Source organism: Sphingomonas sp. 22176 (genome assembly GCF_052045505.1).
Lineage (GTDB): Bacteria > Pseudomonadota > Alphaproteobacteria > Sphingomonadales > Sphingomonadaceae > Sphingomonas.
In genome coordinates this window covers 1-14,419 of record NZ_JBQEPL010000017.1, presented here as the reverse complement: position 1 = coordinate 14,419, position 14,419 = coordinate 1, and the positions used below count along the sequence as shown (strand labels likewise).

The 14,419-nt window shown below is 68.2% G+C and carries 13 protein-coding genes; all 13 read right to left on the bottom strand.

All coding sequences use genetic code 11. The features are described 5' to 3' along the window. Window positions 1-449 (bottom strand): chemotaxis protein CheW (locus tag ACTJKY_RS21665; protein WP_440845253.1); only part of this gene is annotated, 449 nt, incomplete at its 3' end. Between the two features lie 4 nt (window positions 450-453). Beyond that, a complete protein-coding gene (locus tag ACTJKY_RS21660) occupies window positions 454-2,415 on the bottom strand; it encodes a chemotaxis protein CheA (RefSeq protein WP_440845191.1) in 1,962 nt (653 codons plus the stop codon). Continuing rightward, window positions 2,412-2,780: a response regulator gene (locus ACTJKY_RS21655; RefSeq protein WP_440845190.1), complete on the bottom strand. Its 369-nt coding sequence runs from the start codon at window positions 2,778-2,780 to the stop codon at window positions 2,412-2,414. Before ACTJKY_RS21655 ends, ACTJKY_RS21660 begins: the two co-directional genes overlap by 4 nt. After that, window positions 2,777-3,052 (bottom strand): STAS domain-containing protein, encoded by a 276-nt coding sequence (locus ACTJKY_RS21650; RefSeq protein ID WP_440848129.1) that lies wholly within the window; start codon window positions 3,050-3,052, stop codon window positions 2,777-2,779. The genes ACTJKY_RS21655 and ACTJKY_RS21650 overlap by 4 nt, the downstream gene beginning before the upstream one ends. A gap of 659 nt (window positions 3,053-3,711) precedes the next feature. Further along, entirely contained in the window at window positions 3,712-5,424 is a 1,713-nt protein-coding gene (locus ACTJKY_RS21645) for a hypothetical protein (protein WP_440848128.1), read from the bottom strand. Between the two features lie 21 nt (window positions 5,425-5,445). After that, complete coding sequence (locus ACTJKY_RS21640; RefSeq protein ID WP_440848127.1) at window positions 5,446-6,525, bottom strand: protein-glutamate methylesterase/protein-glutamine glutaminase; 1,080 nt, start codon at window positions 6,523-6,525, stop codon at window positions 5,446-5,448. Continuing rightward, window positions 6,525-7,340, bottom strand: a complete 816-nt coding sequence (locus ACTJKY_RS21635; protein ID WP_440848131.1) for a CheR family methyltransferase — start codon at window positions 7,338-7,340, stop codon at window positions 6,525-6,527. The genes ACTJKY_RS21640 and ACTJKY_RS21635 overlap by 1 nt, the downstream gene beginning before the upstream one ends. A gap of 68 nt (window positions 7,341-7,408) precedes the next feature. Further along, complete coding sequence (locus tag ACTJKY_RS21630) at window positions 7,409-7,888, bottom strand: chemotaxis protein CheW (protein WP_440848126.1); 480 nt, start codon at window positions 7,886-7,888, stop codon at window positions 7,409-7,411. Then, entirely contained in the window at window positions 7,885-9,678 is a 1,794-nt protein-coding gene (locus tag ACTJKY_RS21625) for a methyl-accepting chemotaxis protein (protein ID WP_440848125.1), read from the bottom strand. Before ACTJKY_RS21625 ends, ACTJKY_RS21630 begins: the two co-directional genes overlap by 4 nt. 34 nt (window positions 9,679-9,712) lie before the next feature. Continuing rightward, window positions 9,713-11,398: a methyl-accepting chemotaxis protein gene (locus tag ACTJKY_RS21620; protein ID WP_440848124.1), complete on the bottom strand. Its 1,686-nt coding sequence runs from the start codon at window positions 11,396-11,398 to the stop codon at window positions 9,713-9,715. Between the two features lie 67 nt (window positions 11,399-11,465). Beyond that, window positions 11,466-11,975: a chemotaxis protein CheW gene (locus tag ACTJKY_RS21615; protein ID WP_440848130.1), complete on the bottom strand. Its 510-nt coding sequence runs from the start codon at window positions 11,973-11,975 to the stop codon at window positions 11,466-11,468. A gap of 4 nt (window positions 11,976-11,979) precedes the next feature. Next, entirely contained in the window at window positions 11,980-13,941 is a 1,962-nt protein-coding gene (locus tag ACTJKY_RS21610) for a chemotaxis protein CheA (protein ID WP_440845191.1), read from the bottom strand. Further along, on the bottom strand, window positions 13,938-14,306 hold the full coding sequence (locus ACTJKY_RS21605) for a response regulator (RefSeq protein ID WP_440845190.1): 369 nt from the start codon (window positions 14,304-14,306) through the stop codon (window positions 13,938-13,940). The genes ACTJKY_RS21610 and ACTJKY_RS21605 overlap by 4 nt, the downstream gene beginning before the upstream one ends. Window positions 14,307-14,419 lie beyond the last annotated feature (113 nt).

Here is a 14,419-nt window from a genome sequence, read left to right as displayed (position 1 = left end):
GGCAGGACGACGACACCGTCGTCGCGGCGCACCAGGGTGCGGACGAACTGGCGGCGCCAGCGCATGCCGACCGCGGGGGGCTCCTCGCTCGCCGTCTCGGCAAGCGTCGCCACCTCGTGGACCTTGTCGGTGCGGATGCCGATCTGGAGCGGCTCGTCGCCGAGCGCGATCTCGATCACGACGATGCGGCTGTCGAGCGTCGCGCTTTCTGCCGGCGCCATCGAGAAGGCCTGGCGCAGATCGGCGATCGGGATGATCTTGCCGCGGAAATTGACCACGCTGTGGACCAAGGGTGCCGCGCCCGGCACCCGGGTTTCGGGCAGCAGGTCGAGGATCTCGCGGACCAGCACGGCCTCCAGCGCGAAGGTCTCGTCGCCGAGATCGAAGGTGAGGACCTCGAGATGGCCGGTCTCGTCCCAGGGGACGGTTTGGATATGGGCTTCCTGCATGGGCTCAACCGGCGGCACGCAGCCGCTCCTCCTGCTGCTGGCCGGCCAGCACGAGCTGGACGACGTCGAGGATCAGCGCGACGCCGCCGTCACCCAGGATCGTCGCGCCGGCAAAGGCGGCGACGTCCTGGTGCAAGGGCGACATCGACTTGATCACGGTCTGGTGGCTGCCGATGATCTGGTCGACGACCAGCCCGACGCGCTCGGCGCCGGTGGCGATGACGACGATCTTCTGGTGCGGATCGGGCCGCGTGCCGGTCTCGAACATCTCGCGCAGGCGCAGGAACGGCACCAGCCGGTCGCGCAGCGTGATGAAGCTGCGGCCGCGCGAGCGCAGATCCTCCTCCAGACTCAGCTCGAGGCACTCTTCCACCGCCGCCAGCGGGATGACGTAGCGGCCCTCGCCGACGCGGACGAGCAGCCCGTCGATGATCGCGAGGGTCAGCGGGATGCGCAGCACCACCTTCGATCCCTCACCGGGATTGGAGGTGATGTCGATCGCGCCGCGCAGGCTCTCGATCGTGCGCTTGACCACGTCCATGCCGACGCCGCGGCCGGACAGGTTGGTCACCGCCGCCGCGGTCGAGAAGCCGGGGTGGAAGATCAGGTGGAGCAGCTCGCTGTCGCTGAACACCTGCCCAGGCTGGATCAGCCCCTGCGATTCCGCCTTGGCGCGGACGCGCTCGCGGTTGATGCCGCGGCCGTCGTCCTGGATGGTGATCAGCACTTCGCCGCCGGCCTGGTGGGCGGACAAGCGGACATGGCCGGTGGCGGGCTTGCCTGCGGCCACGCGCTCGTCCTCGGGCTCGAGGCCATGGTCGCAGGCATTGCGGATCAGGTGGACCATCGGATCGGCCAATCGCTCGATCACGGTCTTGTCGACTTCGGTCGCCTCGCCTTCGGTGGAGAGCTCGATCGCCTTGCCGGTTTCGCGGGCGAGATCGTGGATCAGGCGGCGGAAGCGGCCGAACAGCGTGGCGACCGGCACCATGCGCAGCACCATCATCGTGTCGCGCAGCTCGCTGACCAGCCGCTCGATTTCCTCGGAGATCGAGCGCAGCACCATGTCGCCGCCCTGGCCGTTGGCGAGCTGCGACAAGCGGCTATGGACGATGACCAGCTCGCCCACCCGGTCCATCAGCTCGTCGAGCCGCTCGGCGGGGACGCGGACGCTCTCGCCGGTTTTGGTCGCGGCTTTGGCCGGACCGGTGGCTTCGGGCGTGGCGACGGCGGTTGCGGTTGCGACCGGCGCCTCGACGATCTCGGCAGGGGCTTCGGCCTCGCCGCCCAGTTCCTCAATCGTCAGGTCCATGTCGTCCATCACGAACAGGAACACGTCGTCGATATCGTCGCGCGACACGTCGCCGAACAGCGTGACGTCCCACCCGATATGGCATTCGACCGGGTTGAGCTCGGCGAACGGCGGCAGCCGGTCGGTGCGCGCGGCGATGGTGCATTCGCCCAGCTCGCGCAGCTCGTCGAGCAGCATCAGCGGGTTGGTGCCGTTCGCCATCGATTCCGGCGGCAGATAGAAGGTCAGGCGCCAGCCCTTGCGGACGGGTGCGGCAGGTGCCGCGGGCGGCGCGCCGGCGGCGGCATCGACCTCGCGCTGCAGTTCGGCGAGGATCGCGGCGCCCGTGGCTTCGAGCCCGGTGCCGTCGCCGTCGACCAGCGCGCGCATATGGTCCTTGGCGGACAGGATCACCGCGACCAGCCCCTGCGTGGCGGGGGCCAGGCCCTTGCGCACGCGGTCGAAGGCGGTCTCGCAGTGATGGGTGAAGCTGGCCAGCGCGTCGAAGCCGAACATCGCGCCCGAGCCCTTGAGCGTGTGCAAGCCCCGGAACACCGCGTCGATCAGGTCGCGATCGTCGAGCCGGTGGATCAGGTCGAGCAGGCCCTGTTCGACCTGGTCGAGCAGGTCGCCCGCCTCGACCCGGAAGGCCGCGATCGGATCGCTGCCGCTCACCGGCCGAGCACCTTGCGCGACACCTTGAGCAGCTGTTCGGGGACGAAGGGCTTAACCAGCCAGCCGGTGGCACCGGCGGCCTTGGCCTGCTGCTTCATCGCATCGTCGCTCTCGGTGGTGAGGAACAGGATCGGCGTCCCGCACTGGGCGGGATCCTTGCGCAGCTCGCGGATCATCGTCAGCCCGTCCATGTTGGGCATGTTCAGGTCGGTGATGATCAGGTCGAACTTCGCGCCCTTGGCCTTGCTCAGGCCCTCCACGCCGTCCCCGGCCTCCGTGACGGCATAGCCCGCGCCGGTCAGCGCGATCTTGATCGCCATGCGCAAGCTGGGCGAATCATCGACGGTGAGGATCGAGGCGGTCATTGGGCACGTTCTCCGTGAAACCAGAAGTCGAGATCTTGGGCGCTCGGCGCGGCCAGAAAGCCCGCACGCTCGAGCAGCGCCGCAACCGGCGCTGGCGCAGGACTGCGCAGCCGAACTTCCCCGCCCGCGTCTCGAAGGGCCGTCAACAGCTGGAGAAGGCTGAGATCGGCCTCCTCAACCGAAGCAAGGTCGATACAGAGGGACGAATCGGTTTCGCATCGCGCGATCAACGCTCGGTAAAACTCGGCGATATTGCGCATGGTGAGCGACACCGGAGCTACGACTATGGTCGACATGGCAGGCCTACAAAGTATTTACACTATAAGTATTAACACGTATGTCACTACGTGCAGGTGATGTACCAATATTTGTAGGTCGTCATCACCACTACTTTGCCGATCCATGGAAAATTTAGTGAATCATCGCGAATTGGATTGATGCACGACAGAGAAACCATGCTCTGTCCTTCGCTCGCAGCAAGGCGACAGCAAGAACGCCGCCGACCGCTACTTCTCGCCCTGCCGGCACGACAGGCGCAGGGTCGTTGCCCTGGTAGTGCGGTGCGAATGTCGTTGGGGGGGGGGAGGTCGGGGCGCCGGCCGAAGGGCCCTGCCCGGCACCCGAGCAGAAGTCGCGCGACGACGGGGCGCCACCGCGAGGCGCGGGCGGAGCGCAGCGTCGCGCGGCAGCCGGAAAGTCAGCTTTTAGGGTCTAGGCGCGGCAGCAGGGCCGGTGCCCTGCCCGGATCGCAGATCCGCGGCCGCAGCCGGCCCGGCCGCAGCCGGCCCGGAGCGGCCGCGATCTTCATCCTCAGCGGCGCGCCGCCGAAAGCGTCGGCCTAGAGCATTTTCAAGTTGACCGTTTACGGTCAACGACCCGGAAAATGCGGTAATCGAAGAACTAGAGCGTCTTCGCCCAAAGTGAAAACGCTCTAGAACAGCCCGTCATCGTCGTCATCGTCGTCCATGTCCGCCTGCGTGGACGATACGGTGCCCGGCAGCGCGAAGCGGCTATGGACCTCACGCTCGCGCGCCATGGTGTAGCTGCGCGCCATGCCGTCGAGCAGCACGGCCAGCCCCGCCGCCACCTCGCCCTCGGGCGCGGGGCACGGCGTGCCGAACAGCTTCAGGCGCAGCACCACACCGCGCAGCGCGTCGCCGAACGCGGCTTCGCAATCGACGTTGCTGGTCGTGGTCTCCAGGATCCGCGTCACTGCCGCCGCATCGTCGCTCAGCCCCGCCATGCCGGCGCGCATGCGCTGCGCGCCGTCGCGGATGCAGGCGAGCGATTCGCTGAGCGCCTCGGCCGCATCGCTACCATGTTCGGTCTCGGGATCGCGCAGCGCGGTGACCGCGCCGACCAGCCGCTCGACCGAGTGGCGGATCTCCGCGGAGATCGTCGCCAGCGCCGTAGCGAAACCGCGAATTTCGGACGCGACCATCGCCAGTGCCTTGCCCTCGTCGCCAAGGCGGTGGCAGCGCAGATCGGTGTTCCACGCCATCAGGTGCACGTCCTCGTTCACCCGGTGCACCACGCGCAGCCGCTCGGCGAGCCGCTCGGCGCTGTCCGAAGTCGAGCCGCCCAGCGCCTGCGCCTTGGCGTCCGCATCGCGCAGCCGCGCGGTGACCTGGGCGACGTCGGCGACGCTCTTCTCCAGCGCGCCGAGGAAGACGCTGTGGTCGCCGGTCTGCTGGCGATCGCCCTCGGCCTTGATCTCCAGCAGCTGCGCCGCGCTCGGCGCGATCCCGCGCAGGCTTTCCGCCAGTCGCTGCGATTCCGTGTGGAAGGCCTCGATCGTGTCGGAGGCCTGGGCGGCGAACAGCGCAACCATATGGCCGACCACGTCGATCGCAGTCGCCGGATCGGCGGAATCGCGCCACGCGATCAGCGCCTGGATGCCGCTGGCGACATGCTCCAGCCGCTGTCGGGTGATGTCGCCGATCTGCATTGCGCCGATCGCGGTCGCCACCTTGGTATGAATCTCGCGGCCCACCGTGGCGATGCGCTTGGCGCGCGCCGCATCCGCGGCCTGGTGGCGCTGCAGCGCCTCGGCATCCTCGGCGAGCTTGCGCGGCACCTGCGGAATCACCTTGACGCATTCGGCAGCGAGCTGGCGATCGACCTCGATCAGCGCCGGGATGCTGCCGGTCAGCCGTTCGATCTCGGCACCGATGCCCGCGATCTCGATCTCGCCTACGTCCAGCCGGACGTTCATCGTATCGGCGAAGTCGGCAAAGCCGTTGCGGCCGGCGGCCGCCACCTTGATGTTGAGCCCGCAGATGCGCAGGAAATCGAGCGTGCGCTTGACCTGGTTGATATGGTGCGCGAGCGGACGCGCGCCCGCGGCGATGCTTTCCAGCCCCGCCTGGCGCGCCGCCTGCACCGCGGGCAGCCGCTCCAGCCGATCGGCCGTCGCGCGCATATTGTCCACCGCCGCTTCCGCCGCGTCGCGGCCGAGCGCGTTGGTTACGCCTTCCAGCGCGCTGACCAGCCGCTCGACGATGCCATAGGCCTGGGCCAGCGCCTCGCCTGCCGAGACGAACCGGGCGTCGAGCTTGCCCGCCACCTGGCTGATCGTCGCCTCGATCTCGGCGAGCGACAGTTCGGATTCGGGGTTCGGTTCAGGAATGGGTGCGGCGTACATGGCCGTCTCCTTGGCAAGCGGTCATCGTGCGGTGGCCGTGAGCAGTTCGCGGGCGATGTGCCCGAGCGGAATGATCTTGTCGGCGGCCTCGCGGGCGATCGCCTCCTTGGGCATGCCGAAGACGATCGACGTCGCCTCGTCCTGCGCGAAGGTGCGCGCACCGGCCTGGCGCATCTCCAGCAGACCGCGGGCGCCGTCGTCGCCCATGCCGGTCATGATGATGCCGACCGCGTTCGATCCCGCCGCGCGCGCCGCCGAGCGGAACAGCACGTCGACCGAAGGGCGATGGCGCGAGACCAGCGGCCCGTCGCGGACCGAGACATAATAGCGTGCGCCCTGGCGTTCGAGCATCGTGTGCTTGCCGCCAGGGGCGATCAGGACATGGCCCCGCAGCACCGGATCGCCGTCCGCGGCTTCCTTGACGTCGACCTCGCACAGGCCGTTCAGCCGCTGCGCAAAGGCGCGGGTGAAATGCTCGGGCATGTGCTGGACGATGACGATGCCGGGGCTGTTCGCCGGCAATGCCTCCAGCACCTCGCGCAGCGCCTCGGTGCCGCCGGTCGACGCGCCCATGCAGACGACCATCTCGGTGGTGCGGCTCATCGGCTTGCCGCTGGGCGGCGGCAGCACGGCATCGGCGGTCAGCTTCTGGGCGGGCGCCTCGGCCCGCGGCATCGGCTTGCCCGGCCGACCGCGCACCCTGGCACGCGCCGCGGCCTTGACCACGTCGCGGATCTGAAGGTGATGCTCGGCGAGATGGTCTGCCACGCCCACCTTGGGCTTGAGGATCACGTCCACCGCGCCCGCCTCCATCGCCTGGAGCAGCGTCTCGGAGCCGTTCTCGGTGAGCGACGAGCACATCACCACCGGCAACGGGCATTGCTGCATCAGCTTCTTGAGGAAGGTGATGCCGTCCATCCGCGGCATCTCCACGTCGAGCGTGATGACGTCCGGCACCTGTTCCTGGATGCGCTTTGCGGCGCTGAACGGATCGGCGGCGGTGCCGATCACCTCGATCGCCGGATCCTCGCTGAGGATCGACGCCATGGTCTGGCGGACGCTCGCCGAATCGTCGACGATCAGGACGCGGATCTTGGGCATCAGCTGCCCCGCCGGAATACGGTGTTGGCGACCTGCTCGAGCGGCAGCCCGAGCCCGGTGATCGATTCCGAATGGCCGAGGAACAGGAATCCGCCGGGCGCCAGGCAGTCATAGAGCTGCGAGACGACCTTCTTCTGCGTCGGCTTGTCGAAATAGATCAGCACGTTGCGGCAGAAGATCAGGTGCATCGCGTCGCCCACGGGGTAGCGATCGTCCATCAGGTTCAGCCGGCCGAAGCCGATCGCGCTGCGCAGCCGCGGGACCATCCGCACCTCGCGCCGGCGCGGATCGTTCGAGGTCATCACATATTTGCGGCGCAGCGCCGCGGGCACCGGATCGACCAGCTCGGCGGCATAGATGCCGTTACGCGCCGCCGCCAGCACCTCGGTATCGAGATCGGTGGCGAGGATGCCGTAATCCGGGCCGCCCGTGCGCTCGGCATAGTCGTCCAGCACCATCGCCATGGTATAGGGCTCCGGCCCGGTCGAGCAGGCGGCGCTCCAGGCGCGCAGCGTGCGCACCCCGCGCGCCTCCAGCGCCGGCAGCGCATGCGCGACCAGATAGTCGAAATGCGCCGGCTCGCGGAAGAAGTCGGTCTTGTTGGTGGTCACCGCGTTGATCAGGTGCAGCCCTTCGGCCGCGAGGTGATCGCCGGTGAACAGATAGTCGCAATAGCCGTCGAGCGTATCGATGCCTACTGCACGCAGGCGGCGGCGCAGCCGGCCTTCGAGCATGGTCTTCTTGGTCTCCGGCATCTTGATGCCCGAGACTTCGTAGATATAGGCGGCGATCTGCGCGAAATGGCGCTTGCTCATCGTGTCGAGCCCCGACGGGGGCGACGGATCCAGCGCTACTGCTGTGGACAAGGGCTGCTCCGTGAGGCTCAGGCGGCGGCGCGGACGACGAGCGCCCGCGCTTCTTCCGACGAGAAGATCTTCGCCATATCGACTAGCACGACGAATCCTTCGGACCGTTTAATGACGCCGCCAATATAGTCGGACGACCAGCGCACGCCGATGTCCGGCGCGGCGTCCAGCTGGTCGGTGGTGACGCTGCACACCTCCAGCACGCGGTCTACCACCAGGCCCAGCATCAGCACCCGATCGGCGACCGGCACGTCGACCACCAGGATGCGGGTGGCCTGGGTCGGTTCGAAGGCCGAGAGGCCCAGCCGCTGACGGAAGTCGATCGTCGGCACGCCCTGGCCGCGCATGTCGGTCAGGCCGAGCAGATAGGCCGGGCCGTTGGGGATGCGGAAGGTCTCGCGATAGTCGAGAATCTCGCGGACCAGGGTCACTGGTACCGCGAAGATCTCCGCATCCAGCCCGAAGGTGACGAGCTGGAGTTCGGTGGCATCGCTCATGCGGCCTCCACGTCGAAGGCGCTGTCCTGCGCATCGGGGCCGCCATTGGCGAGATCGAGGGCGAAGCCGTTCACCCGCGCCTGCTGGTCGGCAACGCTGTTGGGCTTGTGCCGCGTCGCCGGCTTGGCGGCGGCCTTGGGCGCCGGACGGCGCGCCGGGGCGGCCGTGCGGCCGCGCGGCTGCTGCTCGACGCGGAAATAGGCGATGCTGGCCTGGAGCTCCTCGGCCTGTGCGGCGAGTTCCTCGGACGTGGCGCTGATCTGCTCGGAGGCGCCGGCATTCTGCTGGGTCACCTGGTCGAGCTGCTGGATCGCCTCGTTGATCTGGGCGGCGCCGATGTCCTGCTCGCGGCAGGCGGCGCTGATCTCGCTGACCAGCTCGGCGGTACGGCGGATGTCGGGCACCAGGCGGCCGAGCATGTCGCCGGCCTCTGCCGCTGCCTTCACCGTCTCGGACGAGACCGAGCTGATCTCGGCGGCAGCGCTCTGGCTGCGCTCGGCCAGCTTGCGCACTTCCGAAGCGACCACCGCGAAGCCGCGGCCATGCTCGCCGGCGCGCGCTGCTTCCACCGCGGCGTTGAGCGCGAGCAGATCGGTCTGGCGGGCGATTTCCTGCACGATGCCGATCTTCTCGGCGATCGTCCGCATTGCGCCCACCGCGCGATCGACCGCGACGCCGCTGACTTCCGCGTCCTTGGCGGACTGGCGTGCGATCTTCTCGGTCTGCGCGGCGTTATCGGCGTTCTGCTTGATGTTCGAGGCCATCTCTTCCATCGCTGCCGAAGCCTGTTCGGCCGCAGCCGCCTGCTCGGTCGCGCCCTGCGAGACCTGCTCGGAGCTGGACGACAGTTCCTGGCTGCCCGACGACACGTTGGTCGCGGCAACCGTCGAGTCCGACACGACGCCGCGCAGGCGATCGACCATCCGCACCAGCGCGTTGCCCAGCACGTCCTTGTCCGAGGCCGGCTTGTGCTGCACGGTCAGATCGCCATCGGCGATCTTGTCGGCCAGCGTCGCGCTCACCCGCAGGTTGGCGACCATCGTGTTGACGGTGTCGACCAGATCCTTGATCTCGTCGTTGCTGGTGACCTGCACCTCCTGGCTGAGGTCGCCGATCGACACGGCGCTGACCGCGGCCGAGACGCGGCGCAGGCCCTGCGAGACGATCCGCGAGATCCAGAAGGCACCGCCCACGGCGATCAGCAGCGCGATGCCGGCGACGATCCACAAGGTGGTGGCGGCGCTGGCGTAGAGCGCGTTGGTATCCTGATCGGCCTGGGTCATCTGCTGCTTGGAGATCGCCACCAGCTGATCGGCCACGTCGCTCATCGCGGTCGCGATCTCGCGCGACTTGCTGATCGAGATTGCGCCAGCCTCGGCGTTCTTGTTGGCGAGTGCCAGCGAGCGGACCTGGTCGTTGACCGGCACGAACTCGTTGAACTTGCTGCTCAGCTGCAGCCACAGCGGCTTGCCCTGCGCACTTGCGCCGGCCAGTCCCTTGGCGATCTGCGCCTGGACCTGCTCGCGCGACTTCATCAGCTCGGCATCGAACTTGCGGGTGAGCCCATCGTCCTCGGTCAGCGCCATGTTCTTTTCCTGGCGCAGGATGTAGCTGATCCCGCCGCTGACGCTCTGCGCGATCTCCTGGCGCTGGGCCGGGCCCGCAATCACGTCGCTGATCGCCTGGTTGAGCGTGGCGAGGCGCGAGTTGGCGACGCCGACCACCGCGAGCAGCAACAGGATGAGCACGCCGAAGGTGATGCCAAGTTTCAACTTGATCGTGGCACGCATGGGTTTGAGTCCTTAGATTAGGTAGAGGTCGAGGTCAGGCTGCGTGGGCGCCGAAGGCGGCGTCGTCGGCATCGGGGCCGCCATTGCTCAGATCGAGCGCGAAGCCGCTCACGCGGGCCTGCTGATCGGCAATGCTGTTCGGCTTGGGGCTGTTGGGCTTGGGCCGCGCGACCGGCTTGGGTGCCGGGCGGCGGGCGGGGGCTGCGGCACGCGGCGCAGCGGCCCGCACCGAGTCGACGCGGAAGTACGCAATGCTGGCCTGGAGTTCCTCGGCCTGGGCGGCGAGTTCTTCCGACGTGGCACTGATCTGCTCGGAGGCGCCGGCATTCTGCTGGGTCACCTGGTCGAGCTGCTGGATCGCCTCGTTGATCTGCGAGGCGCCGATATCCTGCTCGCGGCAGGCGGCGCTGATCTCGCTGACCAGCTCGGCGGTACGGCGGATATCGGGGACGAGGCGGCCGAGCATCTCGCCCGCTTCGGCGGCAGCCTTCACCGTCTCGGACGAGACCGAGCTGATTTCAGCGGCGGCACCCTGGCTGCGCTCGGCGAGCTTGCGCACTTCCGAGGCGACCACCGCGAACCCACGGCCATGTTCGCCGGCGCGCGCTGCCTCGACGGCGGCGTTGAGCGCGAGCAGATCGGTCTGGCGGGCGATTTCCTGGACGATGCCGATCTTCTCGGCGATCGTGCGCATCGCGCCCACCGCGCGGTCGACGGCGACACCGCTCACTTCGGCATCCTTGGCCGATTGGCGCGCGATCTTCTCGGTCTGCGCGGCATTGTCGGCGTTCTGCTTGATGTTGGCGGCCATCTCTTCCATCGATGCCGATGCCTGCTCGGCGGCGGCGGCCTGCTCGGTCGCGCCCTGCGAGACCTGCTCGGCGCTCGACGAGAGTTCCTGGCTACCGCTGGAGACGTTGGTCGAGGCGACGGTCGCATCGGCGATCACGCCGCGCAGGCGATCGACCATGGCGTTCACCGTCTCGACCAGATCCTTGATCTCGTCGTTGCTCGTCACCTGCAGGCGCTGGTTGAGGTCGCCCTCGGCCACTGCGGTGACAGCAGAACCTACCCGACGCAGGCCATTTGAGACGGTGCGCGAGATCCACCAGGCGGCGCCCAGCGCGATCAGCAGCGCAATCCCCGACACGGCATACAGCGTGGTATTGGCGTTCGCGTACACGACGTCGGTGTCGCGCTCGGCCTTGTTCATCTCCTGCTTGGACATCGTGACGAGCTGCGCGACCGTCTCGCTCATCGCCAGCGCCAGATCGCGCGACTTGCCCATCGACAGTGCCGCGGCTTCGGCGTTCTTGTTGGCAAGGCCGAGCGTACGGACCTGATCGTTGACCGGCACGAACTCGCTATGCTTGGCCTGGAGCTGCGACCAGAGTGCGCGCTCCTGGTCCGAGGATCCCGCCACGCCCTTGGCGATCAGCTGTTGCAGCTCGCCACGGCCCTTCATCAGCTCGGCATCGAAATTGCGCATCTGGGAGTCGTCGCTCGTCAGCGCCAGGTTCTTTTCCTGGCGGATGACGTAGCTGAGCTTGGATTCGATCTGTTGGGCCAGCTCCAGGCGCTGGGCGGGGCCGTGAATGACCTCCGTGATGGCCTGGTTGAGCGCACCCAGCCGCGTGCTCGACACGCCCACCACCACGATCAGCAGCGCGATCAGCACGCCGAAGGTGATGCCGAGTTTCAGCTTGATGGTTGCACGCATGGTCATCGTTCCTCGAAGCGGGAGAGCATCGGCGACGTCGGCCGTGCGGACGAAAGGGAAAGGCCGCTCATGCCGCGGCCGCAATGGCAGTGTCGCCGAGATGGGCCGCGAAGATGGCGTGGAGGTCTGGCAGGACGACGACACCGTCGTCGCGGCGCACCAGGGTGCGGACGAACTGGCGGCGCCAGCGCATGCCGACCGCGGGGGGCTCCTCGCTCGCCGTCTCGGCAAGCGTCGCCACCTCGTGGACCTTGTCGGTGCGGATGCCGATCTGGAGCGGCTCGTCGCCGAGCGCGATCTCGATCACGACGATGCGGCTGTCGAGCGTCGCGCTTTCTGCCGGCGCCATCGAGAAGGCCTGGCGCAGATCGGCGATCGGGATGATCTTGCCGCGGAAATTGACCACGCTGTGGACCAAGGGTGCCGCGCCCGGCACCCGGGTTTCGGGCAGCAGGTCGAGGATCTCGCGGACCAGCACGGCCTCCAGCGCGAAGGTCTCGTCGCCGAGATCGAAGGTGAGGACCTCGAGATGGCCGGTCTCGTCCCAGGGGACGGTTTGGATATGGGCTTCCTGCATGGGCTCAACCGGCGGCACGCAGCCGCTCCTCCTGCTGCTGGCCGGCCAGCACGAGCTGGACGACGTCGAGGATCAGCGCGACGCCGCCGTCACCCAGGATCGTCGCGCCGGCAAAGGCGGCGACGTCCTGGTGCAAGGGCGACATCGACTTGATCACGGTCTGGTGGCTGCCGATGATCTGGTCGACGACCAGCCCGACGCGCTCGGCGCCGGTGGCGATGACGACGATCTTCTGGTGCGGATCGGGCCGCGTGCCGGTCTCGAACATCTCGCGCAGGCGCAGGAACGGCACCAGCCGGTCGCGCAGCGTGATGAAGCTGCGGCCGCGCGAGCGCAGATCCTCCTCCAGACTCAGCTCGAGGCACTCTTCCACCGCCGCCAGCGGGATGACGTAGCGGCCCTCGCCGACGCGGACGAGCAGCCCGTCGATGATCGCGAGGGTCAGCGGGATGCGCAGCACCACCTTCGATCCCTCACCGGGATTGGAGGTGATGTCGATCGCGCCGCGCAGGCTCTCGATCGTGCGCTTGACCACGTCCATGCCGACGCCGCGGCCGGACAGGTTGGTCACCGCCGCCGCGGTCGAGAAGCCGGGGTGGAAGATCAGGTGGAGCAGCTCGCTGTCGCTGAACACCTGCCCAGGCTGGATCAGCCCCTGCGATTCCGCCTTGGCGCGGACGCGCTCGCGGTTGATGCCGCGGCCGTCGTCCTGGATGGTGATCAGCACTTCGCCGCCGGCCTGGTGGGCGGACAAGCGGACATGGCCGGTGGCGGGCTTGCCTGCGGCCACGCGCTCGTCCTCGGGCTCGAGGCCATGGTCGCAGGCATTGCGGATCAGGTGGACCATCGGATCGGCCAATCGCTCGATCACGGTCTTGTCGACTTCGGTCGCCTCGCCTTCGGTGGAGAGCTCGATCGCCTTGCCGGTTTCGCGGGCGAGATCGTGGATCAGGCGGCGGAAGCGGCCGAACAGCGTGGCGACCGGCACCATGCGCAGCACCATCATCGTGTCGCGCAGCTCGCTGACCAGCCGCTCGATTTCCTCGGAGATCGAGCGCAGCACCATGTCGCCGCCCTGGCCGTTGGCGAGCTGCGACAAGCGGCTATGGACGATGACCAGCTCGCCCACCCGGTCCATCAGCTCGTCGAGCCGCTCGGCGGGGACGCGGACGCTCTCGCCGGTTTTGGTCGCGGCTTTGGCCGGACCGGTGGCTTCGGGCGTGGCGACGGCGGTTGCGGTTGCGACCGGCGCCTCGACGATCTCGGCAGGGGCTTCGGCCTCGCCGCCCAGTTCCTCAATCGTCAGGTCCATGTCGTCCATCACGAACAGGAACACGTCGTCGATATCGTCGCGCGACACGTCGCCGAACAGCGTGACGTCCCACCCGATATGGCATTCGACCGGGTTGAGCTCGGCGAACGGCGGCAGCCGGTCGGTGCGCGCGGCGATGGTGCATTCGCCCAGCTCGCGCAGCTCGTCGAGCAGCATCAGCGGGTTGGTGCCGTTCGCCATCGATTCCGGCGGCAGATAGAAGGTCAGGCGCCAGCCCTTGCGGACGGGTGCGGCAGGTGCCGCGGGCGGCGCGCCGGCGGCGGCATCGACCTCGCGCTGCAGTTCGGCGAGGATCGCGGCGCCCGTGGCTTCGAGCCCGGTGCCGTCGCCGTCGACCAGCGCGCGCATATGGTCCTTGGCGGACAGGATCACCGCGACCAGCCCCTGCGTGGCGGGGGCCAGGCCCTTGCGCACGCGGTCGAAGGCGGTCTCGCAGTGATGGGTGAAGCTGGCCAGCGCGTCGAAGCCGAACATCGCGCCCGAGCCCTTGAGCGTGTGCAAGCCCCGGAACACCGCGTCGATCAGGTCGCGATCGTCGAGCCGGTGGATCAGGTCGAGCAGGCCCTGTTCGACCTGGTCGAGCAGGTCGCCCGCCTCGACCCGGAAGGCCGCGATCGGATCGCTGCCGCTCACCGGCCGAGCACCTTGCGCGACACCTTGAGCAGCTGTTCGGGGACGAAGGGCTTAACCAGCCAGCCGGTGGCACCGGCGGCCTTGGCCTGCTGCTTCATCGCATCGTCGCTCTCGGTGGTGAGGAACAGGATCGGCGTCCCGCACTGGGCGGGATCCTTGCGCAGCTCGCGGATCATCGTCAGCCCGTCCATGTTGGGCATGTTCAGGTCGGTGATGATCAGGTCGAACTTCGCGCCCTTGGCCTTGCTCAGGCCCTCCACGCCGTCCCCGGCCTCCGTGACGGCATAGCCCGCGCCGGTCAGCGCGATCTTGATCGCCATGCGCAAGCTGGGCGAATCATCGACGGTGAGGATCGAGGCGGTCATTGGGCACGTTCTCCGTGAAACCAGAAGTCGAGATCTTGGGCGCTCGGCGCGGCCAGAAAGCCCGCACGCTCGAGCAGCGCCGCAACCGGCGCTGGCGCAGGACTGCGCAGCCG

Coding starts and splice junctions, on each gene's coding strand:
- ACTJKY_RS21640 (WP_440848127.1), bottom strand. CDS start 6,525: ATGCCCAAGATCCGCGTCCTGATCGTCGACGATTCGGCGAGCGTCCGC.
- ACTJKY_RS21625 (WP_440848125.1), bottom strand. CDS start 9,678: ATGCGTGCCACGATCAAGTTGAAACTTGGCATCACCTTCGGCGTGCTC.
- ACTJKY_RS21620 (WP_440848124.1), bottom strand. CDS start 11,398: ATGCGTGCAACCATCAAGCTGAAACTCGGCATCACCTTCGGCGTGCTG.
- ACTJKY_RS21655 (WP_440845190.1), bottom strand. CDS start 2,780: ATGACCGCCTCGATCCTCACCGTCGATGATTCGCCCAGCTTGCGCATG.
- ACTJKY_RS21615 (WP_440848130.1), bottom strand. CDS start 11,975: ATGCAGGAAGCCCATATCCAAACCGTCCCCTGGGACGAGACCGGCCAT.
- ACTJKY_RS21635 (WP_440848131.1), bottom strand. CDS start 7,340: ATGAGCAAGCGCCATTTCGCGCAGATCGCCGCCTATATCTACGAAGTC.
- ACTJKY_RS21630 (WP_440848126.1), bottom strand. CDS start 7,888: ATGAGCGATGCCACCGAACTCCAGCTCGTCACCTTCGGGCTGGATGCG.
- ACTJKY_RS21605 (WP_440845190.1), bottom strand. CDS start 14,306: ATGACCGCCTCGATCCTCACCGTCGATGATTCGCCCAGCTTGCGCATG.
- ACTJKY_RS21645 (WP_440848128.1), bottom strand. CDS start 5,424: ATGTACGCCGCACCCATTCCTGAACCGAACCCCGAATCCGAACTGTCG.